We start from the raw sequence: 19,990 nt of genomic DNA, 5'->3' as shown, positions 1-19,990 counted from the left end.
AAAAAACCTTTAGATTACCAGCGCGTCTTAAGCAGGTTCGGCTGAATACCGTTAATTGCATGGGTATTGCTAAACTGCTGCTTAATGCCAGCCTCGAATTCTTCGCGGAAATACTTGATCGCGCTCTGCAGCGGTTCGACCGCACCCGGCGCGTGTGCGCAGAAGGTTTTACCCGGGCCCAGGAATCGACAGAGTTGCTCAAGCGTTTCGATATCGCCAGGCTGGCCTTCGCCGCGCTCCAGGGCGCGCAGGATCTTCACGCTCCACGGCAGTCCATCACGGCACGGCGTACACCAGCCGCAGGACTCGCGGGCAAAGAACTCTTCAAGGTTGCGCACCAGCGAGACCATGTTGATCTCGTGGTCAACGGCCATCGCCAGCGAGGTGCCCAGACGGCTGCCCGCTTTACCAATGCTTTCGAACTCCATCGGCAGATCGAGGTGCGCTTCGGTCAGGAAGTCGGTCCCTGCCCCACCCGGCTGCCAGGCTTTAAACTTCAGGCCATCGCGCATGCCGCCGGCGTAATCTTCGAGGATCTCACGCGCGGTAGTGCCGAACGGCAGCTCCCAGACGCCCGGATTCTTCACCCGGCCGGAGAAGCCCATCAGCTTGGTGCCAGCATCTTTGCTGGTGGAAATGTTCTGGTACCACTCGACGCCGTTGGCGAGGATCGCCGGCACGTTGCACAGGGTTTCCACGTTGTTGACGCAGGTCGGCTTGCCCCACACGCCGGAGCTCGCCGGGAACGGCGGCTTGGAGCGCGGGTTAGCACGGCGACCTTCCAGGGAGTTGATCAGCGCCGTCTCTTCACCGCAGATATAGCGCCCTGCCCCGGTGTGCACGAACAGTTCGAAGTCAAACCCGGTGCCAAGGATGTTTTTCCCCAACAGGCCCGCTTCGGTGGCTTCGGCAATCGCGCGACGCAGATGCTGTGCCGCTTCGATATATTCGCCGCGCAGGAAGATGTAGCCGCGGTACGCTTTCAGCGCAAACGCGGAGATCAGCATGCCTTCCACCAGCAGGTGCGGCAGTTGCTCCATCAGCAGACGGTCTTTATAGGTGCCCGGCTCCATTTCATCGGCGTTACACAGCAGGTAACGGATGTTCATGGATTCGTCTTTCGGCATCAGGCTCCACTTCAGACCCGTGGAGAAGCCCGCACCGCCGCGCCCTTTCAGGCCAGCGTCTTTTACCGCATTAACGATTTCATCCGGCGCCATCCCGGTCAGGGCTTTACGTGCCCCTTCGTAACCGTTTTTGCTGCGATACTCGTCCAGCCATACCGGCTGCTTGTCGTCGCGCAGACGCCAGGTGAGCGGATGCGTTTCCGCAGTACGAATTACGGTTTTCATTTGTACTGCTCCAGCAGGTCAGGAATTGCCTCCGGCGTCAGATGACTGTGAGTGTCCTCATCAATCATCATGGTCGGTCCCTTGTCGCAGTTGCCCAGGCAGCAGGTCGGCAGCAGCGTGAAGCGGCCATCGAAGGTGGTCTGCCCTGGCTTGATATTGAGCTTCTTCTCAATCGCAGCCTGAATACCCTGATAGCCGGTAATGTGGCACACCACGCTATCGCAGTAGCGGATCACGTGCCGGCCAACCGGCTGGCGGAAAATCTGGCTGTAAAATGTTGCCACGCCTTCGACGTCGCTGGCCGGGATCCCCAGCACATCGGCGATCGCATAGATCGCGCCATCCGGCACCCAGCCGCGCTGTTTTTGGACAATTTTCAGCGCTTCGATGGACGCCGCACGCGGGTCTTCGTAGTGGTGCTTCTCGTGCTCAATAGCCTCACGCTCAGCCGCACTCAGCTCAAAAGCCTCGGTTTGTGGTTGTTGATTCTCGTGCATAATTAGCGGTCCACGTCTGACATAACAAAATCGATACTACCCAGATAAACGATCAGGTCGGATACCAGGCTGCCGCGGATCGCCGACGGGATCTGCTGCAGATGCGCAAAGCTCGGCGTACGCACGCGGGTACGGTAGCTCATGGTGCTGCCGTCGCTGGTCAGGTAGTAACTGTTAATCCCTTTGGTCGCCTCAATCATCTGGAAGGATTCATTGGCCGGCATCACCGGGCCCCACGATACCTGCAGGAAGTGGGTGATCAGGGTTTCGATATGCTGCAGCGTGCGCTCTTTCGGCGGCGGCGTGGTCAGCGGATGATCCGCTTTGAACGGGCCTTCCGGCATGTTATCGAGGCACTGCTGAAGAATGCGCAGGCTCTGGCGCAGCTCTTCGACTTTCAGCATCACACGGGTGTAGCAGTCAGAAACGCCACCGCCGGTCGGGACTTCGAAGTCGAAGTTTTCGTAACCAGAATAAGGACGCCATTTACGCACGTCGAAGCCGATACCGGTGGCGCGCAGGCCTGCGCCGGTGGTGCCCCACTCCAGCGCCTCTTTGGCGGTGTAAGCGGCAACGCCTTTGGAACGGCCAATCAGAATGGTATTGCGCAGCGCGGCTTTCTCGTAAGAATCCAGACGCTTCGGCATCCACTCGAGGAATTCCCGCAGCAGGCGATCCCAGCCGCGCGGAAGATCGTGGGCAACGCCGCCGATGCGGAACCACGCCGGGTGCATACGGAAACCGGTGATCGCTTCCACCAGATCGTAGATTTTCTGCCGGTCGGTAAAGGCGAAGAAGACTGGCGTCATCGCGCCGACGTCCTGAATAAAGGTCGAGATATACAGCAGGTGGCTGTTGATGCGGAACAGTTCGGACAACATCACGCGGATCACGTTGACGCGATCCGGCACGGTGATCCCGGCCAGTTTTTCCACCGCCAGCACGTACGGCATCTCGTTGACGCAACCGCCGAGATATTCGATACGGTCGGTATACGGGATGTAGCTGTGCCAGGACTGGCGTTCGCCCATCTTCTCCGCACCGCGATGGTGATAACCGATGTCCGGCACGCAGTCGACGATCTCTTCGCCATCCAGCTGCAGAATAATACGGAATGCACCGTGGGCAGACGGGTGGTTCGGACCGAGGTTGAGGAACATGAAGTCCTCGTTGTCGGTGCTGCGCTTCATGCCCCACTCTTCCGGTTTGAAGGTCAACGCTTCCATCTCCAGATCCTGCTTGGCTTTGGTCAGCTCAAACGGATCGAATTCGGTAGCGCGCGCCGGATAGTCTTTACGCAGCGGGTGGCCTTCCCAGGTCGGCGGCATCATGATGCGGCGCAGATTCGGGTGGCCATCGAAGGTCATGCCAAACATTTCCCAGGTTTCACGCTCATACCAGTTGGCGTTGGGGAACAGTTTGGTGAAAGTCGGCAGATGCAGATCGTTTTCAGACAGCGCCACCTTGAGCATGATGTCGCGGTTGCGGTCGATAGAAATCAGATGATAGAAAACGGAAAAATCCGCGGCGGGCAGGCCATCGCGGTGCGTGCGCAGACGTTCGTCCATGCCGTGCAGGTCAAACAGCATCACGTAAGGCTTCGGCAATTTCTTCAGGAAATCACCCACCTCAAGCAGTTGCTCACGCTTCACCCACACCACTGGTACGCCGGTGCGGGTTGGCTGAACGGTAAAGGCATCCGGCCCAAAGCGGTTGCGCAGTTCGCCGATCACCGGGTCATCGAGGTGATCGCGGGTTTGCCAGGCTGGTGCGGCGTCATGCGCGGTTAAATCGGTCATATTGTTCACCATTGCAAAAGGTCCGTGGTGACTGCCGGGCGAGACTTCGCGTTGTTGTAGATTGATTTGCGAAGTGGTACTCCCGCCCGCAGGCGCAAATTAAATCTCGTCCGGCGTCCGCAGATTGGTCACTGCAATACGTTCGCCGCGTTTACGCTCGCGTTCCGACTGCATATTGGCGCGATAAACGCCCTGATCGCCAACCACCCATGAGAGCGGACGACGTTCTTTACCAATGGACTCCTGCAGCAGCATCAGCGCCTGCATATAGGCCTCCGGACGCGGCGGGCAGCCCGGGATGTACACATCGACCGGAATGAATTTATCCACGCCCTGGACGACAGAATAGATGTCGTACATGCCGCCGGAGTTAGCGCAGGCGCCCATGGAGATCACCCACTTCGGCTCCAGCATCTGATCGTAGAGACGCTGAATAACCGGCGCCATTTTGGTAAAGCAGGTTCCAGCGACCACCATCAGGTCCGCCTGACGCGGAGAGGCGCGCAGAACTTCTGCCCCAAAACGCGCAACGTCATGCACCGCAGTGAATGACGTCACCATTTCCACATAACAGCAAGAAAGGCCGAAGTTATACGGCCAAATTGAGTTCTTACGGCCCCAGTTCACCATGTCATGCAGCGCGTGCTCGAGTTTCCCCATATACACGCTTTTGTTGACTTCCTGCTCCAGGGGGTCGGTGACGATCTCCTGTTTCTGCAGGGGGTAACGGTCGTTCTCACCGTTAGGATCTATGCGGGTGAGCGTATAATCCATCTTATTGCCTCGCTTTTACTGCATATGACGGTTAGTGGGACTGTCTGTTTCCGGATTAACCAGCGTGCGACGGGAACGCGCAGGCGTCCAGTCCAGTGCGCCGATGCGAACGAGATAAACCAGACCAGCCAGTAGCACTAAAATGAAAATTGCGGCTTCCACAAAGCCGACCCAGCCGCTCTCGCGGATAGAAGTCGACCATGCGTAGAGATACAGGGCTTCCACGTCGAAGATAACGAAGAACATGGCAACCAGATAAAACTTCGCAGAAAGACGTAAGCGGGCCGAACCAACGGAGTCGATCCCCGATTCAAACGGCGTGTTTTTGCTACGCGCGCGCGCGCGACCGCCAAGGTACCAGCCGCCGACGAGCATGAGGCAGCACAGGCCGATAGCGATGATGAGAAATATAGCGAATGCCCAATGATGAGCGATGACTTCAGTGGATGTTGACATACGCATTGCTTAACCAAAAAAGTGTAGCGCCAAAACCCTCTGCTCTTACTGGCAGATGAACGCCACAGCGTTTCACGGGAGGAGTAAAAAAAACCGTGCAAAAAAGCGTCCCTGGTTGATATGAGAAGCCCAGATGCCGTGGCTTTTTACCCCTTTCTTTAACCTTTTGTCAACTTTAACAAAAGTTTTCATAACATTAATTTACATTGGAATCTTTTCATTAACATTAAATGCCCTTTTATGCGAAATAACCTTGCATACTGTTCTGTTTTAGTGTTGTTGAATCGTGTCCGTTTCCGTCGTAAATCAAAAATCCCTTCTATTTTGACAGGATTTAGCCTCGATTCCTCCCCCCAAAGAGGGGTATTTTCTTGATCTGTGACACGGTTTTGTTAATTACCCCAGGAAATCGGCAACAATCCGTCCGGTTTTTTAACATTAGCAGGAAGTGTTGAAAGTGCAGGGAAAAGTCGACAAGGTGAGCGCTCGGTCACGCCAATACGCTGATTTTTCAGGAAAGAAATAAAAAAAACATTCAAAACATCAATAATAGTGCAAAAAAAAGAGCCACCAGGCGGGAAACCCTCCCCTGAGGCTCTTTTTGCCCACTTACATTCTGTTACCAGTTTTTGTGATCTTTGTTAGCAAAATTGCCCTCACAAAATGAAGGTGTTATCTCCCTCTTCCGGGGTAAGTGCCGGCCCCGTTCGCCAGGGGTCGCTCTCCTGACTCAGCGACTGAAAAATCACCTGCGGCAGCTCGCTCGCTGTCTGTGGATTGCAACTGACCACATACCGGGTATCCGGCAGGCCCGGCAATCCATCGCTGATGCCAGCCACGCGCAAATCGGGGCTCATCATTTCGACGGGTCGCGCGGTGACGCCCAGCCCGGCTTTAACCGCCGCTTTCACCCCGGAGAGAGACGAAGCGCCATGGGCCAGATGCCACGAGACGCGGGCAGCCTCCAGCGCGGCAATAATATCCTGGCGGAATGGACCTGGCTCTTCGAGCAGGATCAGGGGAATAGACTCCCCCTTCGCCAGCACATATTCCGCCGCACAGTACCAGAGGGTCGGTGACGTTCTCAGGGTGAAAGAGGTAAAGCCGGGAGTCTGATGGGTGGTCAACGCCAGATCAATCAGCCCCTCGGCCAGCATCGTCATAATTGCGGCATGAGGATGGACTTTGATCTCCAGCGTCATTCTGGGATAGAAGCAGCCGATGCGGTTTAACAAAAACGGCAGGATGGTATCAGCCGTTTCTTCCGAGGCACCGATGGTCAGTCCCCCCTGCAGGCTGCCATACATTAACGACATGCAGGCTTCATCGTTAAAGCGCAGGATTTTGCGAGCATACCCCAGCAGCTGGATCCCCTGCTCAGTGAGCAGTTTATTACGCCCGTGACGGGCGAAAAGCTCTTTGCCAACCAGTTGCTCGAGGCGTTGCATTTGCTGGCTGACCGCGGACTGGGTACGACACACTGCGGCAGCGGCAGCGGCGAAGGTGTTCAAATCAGCGACTGCCACAAAGGTGCGCAGCAGATCGAGATCAAGGTTGAGTATCGGACGTGTTGTATTAATCATATTTCTTCACTTACAGGTGGCTAACGCTGACCTGCCTTGTTGATGCTTTACGCCAGGTTTCCGGCTATTCCCTGAGCCTCGTGCTCACCGTCAGATGGCGGATAAACAACTGGACGAACGTTATTACATGCTAAAGTACTCGTCTGGGCAAATGCGCAGAACCACGGAGTAATATATTGTTCGTATTTCTCATTGTTATTTATTACCACGGCCAGTCAGGCGTCATACGTCGCGCCGGAAAAGCGGCCAGTGGCGGTGAGAAAGCCTCTCTTCCACCGCACGTTTACGCAGGGAAGGATGAACAATAAAATTCTGTAATAACAATATATTAAGTATCAATCCAACCGGAGTGCTTACCGGCTATCACTGATATTAACGGCGATATTCTAACCGATTCCCGTCCTTTTTATAAGCCTAAATAAGGATTAACTCAGATAATTTTAAATTTTTTTCAACATTTTATATAAATTAACAAACTTCAGATTATTACCTGTCAAAAATAATAATAATGCACTCGCATGCTGTCTTTTATTGATATTATTTAACATCCAAATTACAAATGAGCCGATATTGCATTAAGGATAGCGGTTTTTAGCCCACCAACATTCTTCGTTCGCCCCTCCCCCTCACAAACAAACCAGATAAATGATGGCAAAAACGACATATTGCCTACATATACGACCAAAAAAACAACCATAAACAGGTATAACATACAATCTAAAACCGTAAGCGGCAGATAAATCAATTACGCTTAAAATCCTGCGTTAGCAAAATCTTCTCCTGCAAAGCCTTCAAAACAGCGGGGATGCGGAGTACATTGTTCCGTGCTGACTTCCACGGCAGGGAGTGGCGATAACAGCTAAAAGGTCAAGATTCATGTCCCCCATCGAAAAATCCAGCAAGTTAGAGAACGTCTGTTACGACATCCGTGGCCCGGTTCTGAAAGAAGCGAAACGTCTTGAGGAAGAAGGCAATAAAGTTCTGAAACTGAACATCGGCAACCCGGCGCCATTCGGCTTCGAGGCCCCTGACGAGATCCTCGTCGACGTCATCCGCAATCTGCCTACTGCCCAGGGTTACTGCGATTCGAAAGGGTTGTACTCGGCGCGCAAAGCCATCATGCAGCATTACCAGGCCCGGGGAATGCGTGATGTCACGGTAGAAGATATTTACATCGGCAACGGCGTGTCCGAACTGATTGTGCAGGCGATGCAGGCGCTGTTAAACAGCGGCGATGAGATGCTGGTTCCCGCGCCGGACTACCCGCTGTGGACGGCGGCGGTGTCGCTTTCCAGTGGCAAAGCGGTCCACTATCTGTGTGACGAATCCGCTGACTGGTTCCCGGATCTTGACGATATCCGCGCAAAAATCACGCCGCGCACCCGCGGAATCGTGATCATTAACCCCAACAACCCCACCGGCGCGGTCTATTCCAAAGAACTGCTGCAGGAGATCGTCGAGATCGCCCGGCAGCATAACCTGATTATTTTCGCCGATGAGATCTACGATAAGATCCTCTACGACGAAGCCCAGCATCACTCGATTGCTGCTCTGGCGCCGGATCTGCTGACCGTGACCTTCAACGGACTGTCGAAAACCTACCGTGTTGCCGGCTTCCGTCAGGGGTGGATGGTGCTGAATGGCCCGAAAAAACACGCGAAGGGCTATATCGAAGGCCTGGAGATGCTGGCGTCGATGCGTCTGTGCGCCAACGTGCCGGCACAACATGCTATCCAGACGGCGCTGGGCGGCTACCAGAGTATCAGCGAATTCATCATTCCCGGCGGGCGCCTGTATGAACAACGCAACCGCGCCTGGGAGCTGATCAACGATATTCCGGGTGTCTCCTGCATGAAGCCAAAAGGCGCGTTGTATATGTTCCCGAAAATCGATGCCAAACGCTTCAATATTCACGACGACCAGAAAATGGTGCTCGACTTCCTGTTGCAGGAGAAAGTCCTGCTGGTGCAGGGTACCGCGTTCAACTGGCCGTGGCCGGATCATGTGCGCATTGTGACGCTGCCTCGTGAAGACGACCTGGAGATGGCGATCTCCCGCTTTGGCCGCTTCCTCTCCGGCTACCACCAGCTTTAATCGCTACGCCGCCGGCATTTGCATCCGGCGGCGATCCCTGCGCACAATGGAACCCGATGTTGTCACTGATTAAGGGTTCCTATGAGTCAGAGTCATTTCTTTGCCCACCTCTCCCGCCTGAAACTGATTAACCGCTGGCCGCTGATGCGCAACGTGCGCACCGAAAATGTCTCCGAACACAGTCTGCAGGTGGCGATGGTCGCCCATGCGCTGGCGGCAATTAAAAACCGCAAATTTGGCGGCCAGGTCAACGCCGAACGTATCGCCCTGCTGGCGATGTACCATGACGCCTCCGAAGTATTAACTGGCGACCTCCCTACCCCGGTGAAATATTTCAATTCCCAGATTGCCCAGGAATATAAGGCGATTGAGAAAATTGCTCAGCAAAAGCTGGTGGATATGGTCCCTGACGAGCTGCGCGATATTTTCGAGCCGCTGATTGATGAGCATCACTACAGTGAGGAAGAGCAGTCGATCGTTAAACAGGCTGACGCCCTCTGCGCTTACCTGAAGTGCCTCGAAGAGCTGTCTGCGGGTAACAACGAATTTCTGCTGGCCAAAGGCCGTCTGGAAAAGACGCTGGCGTCGCGGCGAAGCGCAGAGATGGATTACTTTATGCAGGTGTTTGTCCCGAGCTTCCAGCTGTCGCTGGATGAAATAAGTCAGGATTCGCCACTGTAATTTTTCAGGCCGGGCAGCGGTTGCGCCCTACCCGGCCTGACACCCTTAAAACGGAAACAGTACCGGGATCAGCAGCACGCAGACCACCATCACCAGTACGGTGAAGGGCACGCCAATCTTCACAAAGTCGCTGAAGGAATACTTACCCGGGCCAAGCACCAGGGTGTTGACCGGCGAGGAAACCGGAGTCATAAACGCCGCCGAAGCCGCCATCGCCACCACCATGGCAAAAGGATAGGGCGACACCCCCATCGACTTCGCCGCTGCCAGGGCTATGGGCGCCATCAGGACCGCGGTCGCGGTATTAGAGATGAACAGGCCTATCGCCGCGCACATTACAAACAGGCAGCCGAGCATCAGATAAGGCCCCTCGCTTCCGGCGACGTCCATCAGTCCCTTGACCACCAGATCTACCCCGCCGGTTTTCTGCAACGCCAGGGCAAACGGCATCATCCCGACAATCAAAATAATGCTTGGCCAGTGGATCGCCTTATAGGCGCTTTCGGCGTTGATGCAGCGGAATTTGCCCATCAGCAGGCAGGCGATGATCGCGGCAATCGGGTTGGGAATTTCATCAGTGAGCATCAGGGCTACCATCAACACCAGACAGAAAATCGCGTGCGGAGCCTGGCTGTGTGCCGGCGAAGCGTCATCCACTTCAACCGGCATATTGAGCACCACGAAATCCCGCCCACGCTTCGCCAGCAGGGCAATTTGCCGCCAGTTGCCGACCACCAGCAGGATATCGCCGAGCTGCAGCGGCTCATCGACCACGGAACCATCCATCGCCTCGCCATCGCGCTTCATGCCGACGATATTGAGACCAAACCGAGTGCGGAACGCTATCTCACGCACCGTTTTCCCAATCATCTCCGAATCCGGGATCAGCGACACCTCCGCCATGCCCACATCCAGCGCCTGATCGGCAAAATACTCGCCGCGCAGCACCATCGGCTCGAGCATCTGCTCACCACAGAACTGGCGTAAGTCGACATCGGAGGCGGACATATCGATCAGCAGGACGTCGCGGGCGCGGAATTCCGATACCCCGTTGACGTTAACAATCACCCGACGGAACCGCCGCCAGCGTTCGACGCCGATGACGTTGGCACAGTACCGCTCACGCAGTTTTAAATCATCAAGACGCTGGCCGATCATCGGCGAACCAGGACGGATCGCCAGCCGGCGGGCGCGACCAGTGAGGTGATATTCACGGATCAGATCGCGGAAGGTGCTTCTTTTTCGCCCATCGCGCGCGGATTCGCCATTCTCTGTCTTCAGCATAAAGCGCACCGCCAGCATATAGACGATGCCCAGGATCAGCACCACCAGGCCAATCGGCGTGACGCTGAAAAAGCTGAAGCCGTGCAGCCCTTCGCGCAGCAGTTCACTGTTGACCACCAGATTGGGGGGCGTTGCGACCAGAGTCATCATCCCGCTGATAAGTCCGGCAAAGCTCAGCGGCATCATCAGCCGCGAGGGAGAGGTATTCATCCGCGCCGACACGCTGAGCACCACCGGAATGAAAATGGCGACCACCCCGGTTGAACTCATAAACGCACCCAGCCCGGCGACGGTGAGCATCAGGTAAACCAGCATCTTGGTTTCGCTGTTGCCCGCCACGCTCACCAGCCACGCCCCCATCTTGGTGGCCACCCCGGTACGCACCAGGCCATCACCGATAATAAACAGGGCGGCAATCAGGATCACGTTAGGATCGCTGAACCCGGAAAAGGCTTCATTCAGCGTCAGCGTGCCGCTGAGGACGAAGGCGACAATGACCATCAGGGCGATAGCATCCATGCGCACCTTGCCGGTAGCAAACAGCACAACCGCGATAGCCAGAAGGGATAAAACCCAAATCAATTCACCGTTCACAACGTTTCCTTGTCACAAGTGGGAGTCGACATAGTGGCATAAAAAAGCCCCGGCAACGCGGGGCGAAATCATACGTTTACGCTTTAAGACGCACATTAACATAGCCGTCCGTCTGACGTTCGACCACCAGATCGTCCAGGCTGCTCAGCACGAGGTCGGCTTCATCCAGTCGAGGGGCATCGGCAGGCACGTTGACCGCGATGGTGCGACACCCCGCCGCCAGGCCGGAGAGCAGCCCCGCCGGCGCATCTTCTACCACCGCGCACTGATCGGCCGGTAGTCCCAGCCGCTCGGCGCCCAGCAGATAGGCGTCCGGCGCCGGTTTTCCGTGTTTTACCTGCTCAGCGGTGATGAAGACCTCCGGCATTGGCAGGCCTGCCGCGCGATGACGCGCGTGGGCAACCGGCACCGAGCCGGAAGTGACAATCGCCCATGGGATCCCAGCCTCATTGAGGGTACTCAGCAGGGTTAACGCCCCCGGCAGAGCGACAATGCCCTCGATATCAGTGGCTTCAATCTGCTCGAGGAAGCGGAATTCGGCCTGGATATCCTCCTCGCTACGACCCGGCATAAAATGGCGAATAGAGGTAATGGCCTGCTTGCCGTGAATAAAACTGAGAATTTCATTATGGTCAATGGCGAAACGATCGCCCCACTTACACCATGAACGCTCCACCACCGGCAAGGAATCCACCAGCGTCCCGTCTAAATCGAACAGGAAACCTTTACACTGCACGGGCACCTCCCTCAGGCATTGATAATTTGGTTAATTTCATTACTGCTCAGGTGATACTGGCGCGGACAGGCGTGCCAGACGCTCAGCATCCGCTGATATTTCTCCCACATCGGGGTCTGCGAGTTAAAGCCATGAGTGCCAGCGTCAAAATGGCTGTAGCGGCCTTCAATATTGACCATAAAGCGTACATAGCCGAGAAAACGCGCTTCGGTGGCGGCATCAAATCCGAGGAAGGTAACCCGACGCTCGTCGATACCCGCCGCGTCTTTCAGGTTGGTCCAGGAGACGTGTAGCGCGTGGTACATCTCCATGATATCGATAACGGTACGGCAGGTTTCTTCCGTCAGCTGGCCAAACTCGCGGTCCAGTTCGCGCATCTGCAGCCCATACCCACGCTCAATGATGGTTTGCAGACGACGGTAGCGTTCCGCATTGTCCGGGTCGAGCATCGTCATCATTTTGTACTGATTGGATAAAATCAGACGCTGCGCATTGGTCATTTCCATGTTGTGACTCCTGTAGCACGGTAGGGCGTGAAATAAAGAAGGCGCATAAATCATGCGCCTTCTTTTATATGCGTTTTCCGTAGTGAATTACAAATCATCAAGGAAAGTTTTATCCAGTTGTTTGAAGGCGCGCTTAAGCGTGTCAGCCAGCGCCTGATAATCGGGCTTGCCTTCGACCGGCGCCAGCGCCTGTCCCGCCTCCTGCAGTTTGCCGCGCACTTCGTAAAACCAGTTGAGAATGGAGGGCGGCAGCGGCGTCACCGAACGCTTACCCAACCACCATAGTCCCTGCATCGGCAGGCTCAGGGCAAACAGCGCGGTGGCGACGGCGGGACCCAGCTGGCCGCCCAGGGCTATCTGCCAGCACAGCGTAAAAATGGCGATCGGCGGCATGATACGGATAGCATAGCGGGTGGCACGAATAATGCGGTTTTCGATAAACACCGGCGCGAGGCGCTTGTCGAGAGGCCAGGTCTTTGCGTAATGCTGCCCGCGGTTGAACAAGCTAAAGAAGCTAACGGGGCGTTTCTCAGGGGTCGACATGGCTTTACCTCAACTTTACATATAAAACTTAAAAAATTCGTGCAAAACACCAACTATGCATGACATCGTTCAAAAGATTTTGGCAAAGGGTGCCGCAATCAGGTATCCTGTGCCCGCCTGAAAGGGCGGATAGACTCTTTTGCCAGGCTAGTCAAATTATCGCATATTCTGCCATTGGCTGAAAATTATGCAAAATGGCATAAAATCAAATGTACTTCTCTCATCGTGCCCGAAAACAGAACAAGGCATGATGTTAATCATAAATGTCGAGGTCATCCTGCGCTACGCTAATGACACACTGACGTTTTTTTAGCCACGTATCATAAAAAGGTACTTCCATGTCGAGTAAGTTAGTACTGGTTCTGAACTGCGGTAGCTCCTCTCTGAAATTTGCTATCCTTGATGCCGTTAACGGCGACGAATATCTGTCCGGTTTAGCGGAATGCTTCCACCTGCCGGAAGCCCGTATCAAATGGAAAATTGACGGCGGCAAGCAAGAAGCTGAATTAGGCGCCGGTGCCGCGCACAGTGAAGCACTGAACTTTATCGTTAACACTATTCTGGCACAAAAACCAGAACTGTCTGCTCAGCTGACCGCAATCGGCCACCGTATCGTACACGGCGGTGAAAAATACACCAGCTCCGTGGTGATCGACGAGTCTGTGATTCAGGGTATTAAAGACGCTGCGTCCTTCGCACCGCTGCATAACCCGGCACACCTGATCGGCATCGCTGAAGCGCTGAAATCCTTCCCGCACCTGAAAGACAAAAACGTGGCAGTATTCGATACGGCATTCCACCAGACCATGCCGGAAGAATCCTACCTCTACGCCCTGCCGTACAGCCTGTATAAAGATCACGGCGTTCGTCGTTACGGCGCGCACGGCACCAGCCATTTCTATGTCACTCAGGAAGCCGCTAAGATCCTGAACAAGCCAGTGGAAGAACTGAACATCATCACCTGCCACCTCGGCAACGGTGGTTCTGTTTCCGCTATCCGTAACGGTAAATGCGTTGATACCTCCATGGGTCTGACGCCGCTGGAAGGTCTGGTGATGGGTACTCGCTCAGGCGACATCGACCCGGCTATCATCTTCCATCTGCACGACACCCTGGGCATGAGCGTTGACGCGATCAACAAAATGCTGACCAAAGAGTCCGGCCTGCTGGGCCTGACCGAAGTCACCAGCGACTGCCGCTACGTGGAAGACAACTACCAGGAAAAAGCGGATGCTAAGCGTGCAATGGACGTTTACTGCCACCGTCTGGCGAAATACATCGGCTCCTACACCGCGCTGATGGACGGCCGTCTCGACGCCGTTATCTTCACCGGTGGTATCGGTGAAAACGCCGCGATGGTGCGTGAACTGTCGCTGGGCAAACTGGGCGTACTGGGCTTCGAAGTTGACCACGAACGTAACCTGGCTGCCCGTTTCGGCAAGTCTGGTTTCATCAACAAAGAAGGCACCCGTCCTGCCGTAGTTATCCCGACCAACGAAGAACTGGTCATCGCGCAAGACGCCAGCCGTCTGACCGCTTAATTCCACACCGCCAGCCATAACCTTCAATAATTCGAGCTGCAGGAAGGCGGCGACGCAGCAAATCCCCGGTCACGTACACAGCGTACGCGACCGGGGTGAGCAAGTAGAGCCAACGCGCATGCAACTTGAAGTATGACGGGTAGCTGGTGGTGCTGTTTTGTATCCCGCCTGATACTGGCGGTAACGAAAGAGGATATACCGTGTCCCGTACTATCATGTTAATTCCTACCGGTACCAGCGTAGGCCTGACCAGCGTCAGCCTCGGTGTGATCCGTGCTATGGAACGCAAAGGCGTTCGTCTGAGCGTCTTTAAACCTATCGCTCAGCCGCGTTCCGGTGGCGATGCACCAGACCAGACCACCACCATCGTTCGTGCCAGCTCCTCCACCACCACCGCCGCTGAACCGCTGAAGATGAGCCACGTTGAATCTCTGCTCTCCAGCAATCAGAAAGATGTGCTGATGGAAGAGATCATCGCCAACTATCACGCAAACACCCAGGACGCGGAAGTGGTACTGGTGGAAGGTCTGGTGCCGACCCGTAAGCATCAGTTCGCCCAGGCGCTGAACTTTGAAATCGCCAAAACGCTGAACGCGGAGATCGTCTTCGTGATGTCGCAGGGCACCGATACGCCAGAACAGCTGAACGAGCGTATTGAACTGACCCGCAACAGCTTTGGCGGCGCGAAAAATACCAGCATTACCGGCGTTATCGTTAACAAACTGAATGCACCGGTCGACGAGCAGGGCCGTACCCGTCCTGACCTGTCCGAAATCTTCGACGACTCGTCGAAAGCGAAAGTCGTGAAGATCGATCCGGCTCAGCTGCAGAAAGGCAGCTCTCTGCCGGTGCTGGGCGCGGTGCCGTGGAGCTTTGATCTGATCGCCACCCGCGCGATCGACATGGCGCATCACCTGAATGCCACCATCATCAACGAAGGCGACATCAACACCCGTCGCGTGAAATCCGTGACCTTCTGTGCGCGCAGCATCCCGCACATGCTGGAGCACTTCCGCGCAGGCTCGCTGCTGGTCACCTCGGCAGACCGTCCTGACGTGCTGGTCGCTGCCTGCCTGGCCGCGATGAACGGCGTGGAAATCGGCGCCATCCTGCTGACCGGCGGCTATGAAATGGACGCGCGCATCAGCAAGCTGTGCGAACGTGCCTTCGCCACCGGCCTGCCGGTGTTTATGGTCAATACCAATACCTGGCAGACCTCCCTGAGCCTGCAGAGCTTCAACCTCGAAGTACCGGTTGACGATCACGAGCGCATCGAGAAAGTTCAGGAATACGTGGCCAACTACATCAACGCCGACTGGATCGAATCGCTGACCGCGACCTCCGAGCGCAGCCGTCGTCTCTCCCCGCCAGCCTTCCGCTACCAGCTGACCGAGCTGGCGCGCAAAGCCGGCAAACGCGTTGTCCTGCCGGAAGGCGACGAACCGCGTACGGTGAAAGCCGCCGCTATCTGTGCGGAACGCGGCATCGCCACCTGTGTGCTGCTGGGTAACCCGGATGAGATCAACCGCGTTGCCGCAGCGCAGGGCGTTGAGCTGGGCGCGGGTATCGAAATCGTCGACCCGGAAGTGGTTCGCGAAAGCTACGTGGCTCGCCTGGTCGAACTGCGTAAGAGCAAGGGCATGACCGAAGCAGTCGCTCGCGAGCAGCTGGAAGACAACGTGGTTCTCGGCACCCTGATGCTGGAACAAGACGAAGTCGACGGCCTGGTGTCCGGCGCGGTTCACACCACCGCCAACACCATTCGTCCGCCGCTGCAGCTGATCAAAACCGCACCGGGCAGCTCGCTGGTCTCTTCCGTATTCTTCATGCTGCTGCCGGAACAGGTTTATGTCTACGGCGACTGCGCGATCAACCCGGATCCGACGGCAGAACAGCTGGCGGAAATCGCCATTCAGTCCGCTGACTCCGCGATTGCCTTCGGTATCGAACCGCGCGTAGCGATGCTCTCCTACTCCACCGGTACCTCCGGCGCGGGTAGTGATGTTGAGAAAGTCCGCGAAGCGACCCGTCTGGCGCAGGAAAAACGTCCTGACCTGATGATCGATGGCCCGCTGCAGTACGACGCCGCCGTCATGGCTGACGTGGCGAAATCCAAAGCGCCGAATTCGCCGGTTGCTGGCCGCGCGACCGTGTTCATCTTCCCGGATCTGAACACCGGTAACACCACGTACAAAGCGGTACAGCGCTCTGCCGACCTGATCTCCATCGGGCCGATGCTGCAGGGTATGCGCAAGCCGGTCAACGACCTGTCTCGTGGCGCGCTGGTTGACGATATCGTCTATACCATCGCTCTGACCGCGATCCAGTCAGCTCAGCAGCAGAATTAATTCCCCGCTGAGATAAAAGCAAAAGGCAGCCAGATGGCTGCCTTTTTTCATCAGGAGGCGAGCAGCTGTTGCTGCTGCGCGATGGCGATATTACTCGCCCTCTTCCGCGTCATCATACTCATTACCCGCGTTACGGGTCATCCACAGCGCCAGCGCTTTCAGTGAGTCCGGCGTGAACTCATCACAGCGGGCAGTGATCTCTTCCGGCGTTAACCAACACACCTCGCTTACCTCTTCTTCCTGCAGCGCAAATGGCCCATGCGAGACGCAGCTGAACAGGCTTCCCCAGACGCGACAGAACTTATCTTCGTAATAAAACTGACCGTGATCGGCAAACGGTACTCCCGCGATGCCCAACTCTTCTTCGGCTTCGCGACGGGCAGACTCCAGCAGTTGCTCATCGGCCTGAACGACGCCGCCGGCGGTCGCATCCAGCATGCCCGGATGAAAGTCTTTTGTCTCGGTGCGTCGCTGCACCAGAATTTTTCCCATTCCGTCGTGAACGACGATATAGGTCGCCCGGTGACGCAGGCACTGCGCGCGCATCTGCTCGCGGCTGGATTGTGCTATCACCTCATTGTTTTCATTAACAATATCGACCCATTCTGTGCTTGCCAAATGATTCTGTTCCGCCATCAGGAAACCTTACTTTGAAAGCGCTCTCACGGCGCGTCTTTATGATTGAGGGCTAAATTACGGGTAAATTGCGACCTCTGCAATAACCTGATTATCATTGAGTGCTAAAACCTGCAGACGCCCCTCATCCAGCAGCCCATAGCTGGCGGAATATCCCCCTTTCGGGATACTCACTGAGCCTGGATTAAACAGGTAGATCGCACCGCGTTTTTCCGCGACCGGAATATGAGTATGGCCATAAGCCAGAACATCACCAGCGTCCAGCGGCGGCAAATTTTCCGGACTATACAGATGGCCATGGGTCAGAAACAGGCGGTAGCGTTCGCTGAGCACCTGTTGCCAGGGCGCGGTCATGGGAAAACGAAGTAGCATCTGATCCACTTCGCTGTCGCAATTGCCGCGAACGGCAATAATGCGCTCCGCCACGCTGTTAAGCCGCTCGGCCACCTCCGCCGGCGCATACCCTTCCGGCAGCGCATTACGTGGCCCGTGATTGAGCACATCGCCGAGAATAATAAGCCACCTGGCGCCGCTTTGCGCGAACCGTTCAAGCACGCGTTCCGTAGCGGGCAGCGAACCATGAATATCGGAGGCAAACATCAGTTTCATAGATTCCATCTCCACTGGTTACGATGCCACTATGATAGCGGAAGCGTGGCGGGCGATCAGCCTGCGCGTTTGGCGGAAAGCGCCACGTAACGCTGGATTGAAGCCCGCTGCCACTGGAAAGTCGCATAATCGGCCAGCGCCTCCGGCACCTCATCGCCATTGAGAACCAGACGATTGAGCATCAGCGCCAGGTCGGCGTCGGCAATAGACCATTCGCCAAATAAATTTTGCCCGCCGTGGGCCAGTAGCGTAGCGGCGGTAGCAAACAGTTTTTCCGCAGATTGCTTGCCTGCCTCGCTGAGGGCCGGCATTTTCACCCCGCCAAACACCACGGCGGTGGATCGCTCTTCACGAATCGGCACCAGATCGCTGCGCAGCCAGGCCTGGATCTGCCGGGCGTGGGCGCGTTTTTGCAGGTCATGCGGGTAAATGCGCTCCCACTCCGGCGGGGCGAAACGCTCATCCAGATACTCGGTAATCGCCGAGGACTCGCTCAGCGCGAAATCATCAACCTCCAGCAGCGGTACGCGACGGGTGGCGGCATAGCCCGTCCAGCCAGCCTGCAGATGTTCGCCGCGGTTCAGATCGACGGTTTTAAGGCTAAAAGGCAGGCTTTTTTCCTGCAGAGCGACATAGACAGACATCACATACGGTGAGAAAAAATCGGCATCGGACCACAGGGTAATCACTGGCTGGCTCATGGCTTCCTCAAGGGTGGTAGACAGGACAATAAGCCAACATAGCCTGGCTTGCCGGCGATGTCACTGCTCGTCCGCGCGTCAGCATCAAGTGGCAGCCTCCAGAGCGACGCGCCGCTCGCGGATTTCCTCCCGGGTTGCGCAGCTTCACCTATACTCGAACAGTTTGCGACCCACGACGGCGGGAAATATTATGATCGATCTCTACTATGCACCCACCCCAAACGGCCACAAAATCACCCTGTTTCTCGAAGAGGCGCAGCTGGCCTATCGGCTAATCCGGGTCGATATTGGCAAAGGGGAACAGTTTCATCCGCAGTTTCTGGCGATTTCGCCGAATAACAAAATCCCGGCGATTGTCGACCACATGCCTGCCGATGGTGGAGCGCCGTTGAGCGTCTTCGAATCCGGTGCCATCCTGCTCTATCTGGCGGAGAAAAGCGGCAAGCTGCTGAGCGGTGAACTGCGGGAGCGCTATATTACTCTGCAATGGCTATTCTGGCAGGTCGCCGGTCTTGGGCCGATGCTGGGACAAAATCAGCATTTTACCCACTCGGCGCCGCAAACAGTGCCCTACGCCATTGAACGTTTTCAGGTGGAAACCCAGCGACTGTACCGGGTTCTCAATCACCGCCTCGAAGCCAGTCCGTGGCTTGGCGGCGACCATTACAGCATCGCCGATATTGCCGCCTGGCCCTGGGTCAACAGCCATGTCCGACAGCGTATCGATCTGGCGAACTATCCGGCGGTACACAACTGGTATGAGCGCATTAAGCAGCGGCCGGCGACGGTTGAAGCAATGCTAAAAATTCAGCCTTATTAACCCCCTGCTCGCCCGTCGCGCTTTGTTGTATGATTGCAGGACTTACAACACGGAGGAAGCCTGCAATGTCTCAACCAGACGCCATTATTCGTATTAAGAACCTGCGCCTGCGTACTTTTATTGGAATTAAAGAGGAAGAGATCGCCAACCGCCAGGACGTGGTGGTGAATGTTGCGATTCACTATCCCGCCGATAAGGCACGCGACAGCGAAGACATCAATGATGCGCTGAACTACCGCACCATTACCAAGCGCATCATCAGTCATCTTGAGAATGGCCGTTTCTCGCTACTGGAAAAATTAACTCAGGATGTGCTGAATATCGCATGCGAACATCACTGGGTCACATATGCTGAAGTGGAGATCGATAAACTTCATGCGCTGCGCTATGCCGACTCGGTGTCGATGACCATGAGCTGGCGGCGATAACGATGTCA

19 protein-coding genes are annotated in these 19,990 nt (G+C 55.8%); 6 read left to right on the top strand and 13 right to left on the bottom strand.

The window, feature by feature from the left end; translation table 11 throughout:
- Positions 1-14 precede the first annotated feature (14 nt).
- From nuoF to CWM57_RS16255, 6 genes are all read right to left on the bottom strand, one after another.
- Complete coding sequence (nuoF, locus tag CWM57_RS16290; RefSeq protein ID WP_061153791.1) at positions 15-1,352, bottom strand: NADH-quinone oxidoreductase subunit NuoF; 1,338 nt, start codon at positions 1,350-1,352, stop codon at positions 15-17.
- A complete protein-coding gene (nuoE, locus tag CWM57_RS16285; protein WP_002913160.1) occupies positions 1,349-1,849 on the bottom strand; it encodes an NADH-quinone oxidoreductase subunit NuoE in 501 nt (166 codons plus the stop codon). The genes nuoF and nuoE overlap by 4 nt, the downstream gene beginning before the upstream one ends.
- Before the next feature lie 2 nt (positions 1,850-1,851).
- The gene (gene nuoC, locus CWM57_RS16280) at positions 1,852-3,660 is read right to left on the bottom strand and encodes an NADH-quinone oxidoreductase subunit C/D (protein WP_074387942.1); all 1,809 of its coding nucleotides are present in this window, start codon (positions 3,658-3,660) and stop codon (positions 1,852-1,854) included.
- 87 nt (positions 3,661-3,747) lie between these two features.
- The gene (gene nuoB, locus CWM57_RS16275; RefSeq protein WP_002913178.1) at positions 3,748-4,422 is read right to left on the bottom strand and encodes an NADH-quinone oxidoreductase subunit NuoB; all 675 of its coding nucleotides are present in this window, start codon (positions 4,420-4,422) and stop codon (positions 3,748-3,750) included.
- Between the two features lie 15 nt (positions 4,423-4,437).
- Complete coding sequence (gene nuoA, locus CWM57_RS16270; protein WP_002913181.1) at positions 4,438-4,884, bottom strand: NADH-quinone oxidoreductase subunit NuoA; 447 nt, start codon at positions 4,882-4,884, stop codon at positions 4,438-4,440.
- A 650-nt stretch (positions 4,885-5,534) separates the two neighbouring features.
- Positions 5,535-6,461, bottom strand: a complete 927-nt coding sequence (locus CWM57_RS16255; protein ID WP_100676086.1) for a LysR family transcriptional regulator — start codon at positions 6,459-6,461, stop codon at positions 5,535-5,537.
- Between the two features lie 876 nt (positions 6,462-7,337).
- Between CWM57_RS16255 and alaA the strand changes: the two genes are divergently transcribed.
- Complete coding sequence (gene alaA, locus CWM57_RS16250; RefSeq protein WP_008803944.1) at positions 7,338-8,555, top strand: alanine transaminase AlaA; 1,218 nt, start codon at positions 7,338-7,340, stop codon at positions 8,553-8,555.
- Positions 8,556-8,636: 81 nt separating this feature from the next.
- Positions 8,637-9,236 carry a 5'-deoxynucleotidase gene (gene yfbR / locus CWM57_RS16245; RefSeq protein WP_002913188.1) on the top strand — a complete coding sequence of 200 codons (600 nt, stop codon included), beginning with the start codon at positions 8,637-8,639 and terminating at the stop codon, positions 9,234-9,236.
- A 45-nt stretch (positions 9,237-9,281) separates the two neighbouring features.
- On the opposite strand, the gene CWM57_RS16240 is transcribed toward yfbR, so the two are convergent.
- From CWM57_RS16240 to yfbV, 4 genes are all read right to left on the bottom strand, one after another.
- Positions 9,282-11,114: an SLC13 family permease gene (locus CWM57_RS16240; protein WP_008803943.1), complete on the bottom strand. Its 1,833-nt coding sequence runs from the start codon at positions 11,112-11,114 to the stop codon at positions 9,282-9,284.
- A 76-nt stretch (positions 11,115-11,190) separates the two neighbouring features.
- On the bottom strand, positions 11,191-11,850 hold the full coding sequence (locus tag CWM57_RS16235) for a sugar phosphatase (RefSeq protein WP_044613747.1): 660 nt from the start codon (positions 11,848-11,850) through the stop codon (positions 11,191-11,193).
- Between the two features lie 11 nt (positions 11,851-11,861).
- Positions 11,862-12,356 (bottom strand): YfbU family protein, encoded by a 495-nt coding sequence (locus CWM57_RS16230; protein ID WP_012540982.1) that lies wholly within the window; start codon positions 12,354-12,356, stop codon positions 11,862-11,864.
- Positions 12,357-12,443: 87 nt separating this feature from the next.
- Positions 12,444-12,899, bottom strand: coding sequence for a terminus macrodomain insulation protein YfbV (gene yfbV / locus CWM57_RS16225; RefSeq protein ID WP_002913194.1), 456 nt, complete (start codon positions 12,897-12,899; stop codon positions 12,444-12,446).
- 338 nt (positions 12,900-13,237) lie between these two features.
- Here yfbV and ackA point away from each other — a divergent pair, with 338 nt between their 5' ends.
- Both ackA and pta read left to right on the top strand, forming a co-directional pair.
- Complete coding sequence (gene ackA, locus CWM57_RS16220) at positions 13,238-14,440, top strand: acetate kinase (RefSeq protein ID WP_061153787.1); 1,203 nt, start codon at positions 13,238-13,240, stop codon at positions 14,438-14,440.
- A 200-nt stretch (positions 14,441-14,640) separates the two neighbouring features.
- Positions 14,641-16,788, top strand: a complete 2,148-nt coding sequence (gene pta / locus CWM57_RS16215; RefSeq protein WP_061153786.1) for a phosphate acetyltransferase — start codon at positions 14,641-14,643, stop codon at positions 16,786-16,788.
- A 90-nt stretch (positions 16,789-16,878) separates the two neighbouring features.
- Here the strand turns inward: pta and yfcD are convergent, their stop codons facing one another.
- Genes yfcD through yfcF form a run of 3 tightly spaced genes read right to left on the bottom strand, consistent with a single transcriptional unit; the run spans position 16,879 to position 18,734 of the window.
- Positions 16,879-17,424 (bottom strand): NUDIX hydrolase YfcD, encoded by a 546-nt coding sequence (yfcD, locus tag CWM57_RS16210; RefSeq protein ID WP_012540981.1) that lies wholly within the window; start codon positions 17,422-17,424, stop codon positions 16,879-16,881.
- A gap of 57 nt (positions 17,425-17,481) precedes the next feature.
- A complete protein-coding gene (yfcE, locus tag CWM57_RS16205; RefSeq protein WP_074387939.1) occupies positions 17,482-18,033 on the bottom strand; it encodes a phosphodiesterase in 552 nt (183 codons plus the stop codon).
- A 56-nt stretch (positions 18,034-18,089) separates the two neighbouring features.
- On the bottom strand, positions 18,090-18,734 hold the full coding sequence (gene yfcF, locus CWM57_RS16200; protein WP_100676085.1) for a glutathione transferase: 645 nt from the start codon (positions 18,732-18,734) through the stop codon (positions 18,090-18,092).
- 190 nt (positions 18,735-18,924) lie between these two features.
- Between yfcF and yfcG the strand changes: the two genes are divergently transcribed.
- Complete coding sequence (gene yfcG / locus CWM57_RS16195) at positions 18,925-19,554, top strand: GSH-dependent disulfide bond oxidoreductase (protein WP_074387938.1); 630 nt, start codon at positions 18,925-18,927, stop codon at positions 19,552-19,554.
- A gap of 65 nt (positions 19,555-19,619) precedes the next feature.
- A complete protein-coding gene (folX, locus tag CWM57_RS16190) occupies positions 19,620-19,982 on the top strand; it encodes a dihydroneopterin triphosphate 2'-epimerase (RefSeq protein ID WP_002913200.1) in 363 nt (120 codons plus the stop codon).
- Positions 19,983-19,990: the final 8 nt, after the last annotated feature.

It is taken from the genome of Klebsiella sp. G-Nf4 (assembly GCF_002810615.1).
Lineage (GTDB): Bacteria > Pseudomonadota > Gammaproteobacteria > Enterobacterales > Enterobacteriaceae > Klebsiella > Klebsiella variicola.
The sequence above is the reverse complement of the archived record's forward strand: the minus strand, read 5'-3'. Positions and strand labels throughout refer to the sequence as shown.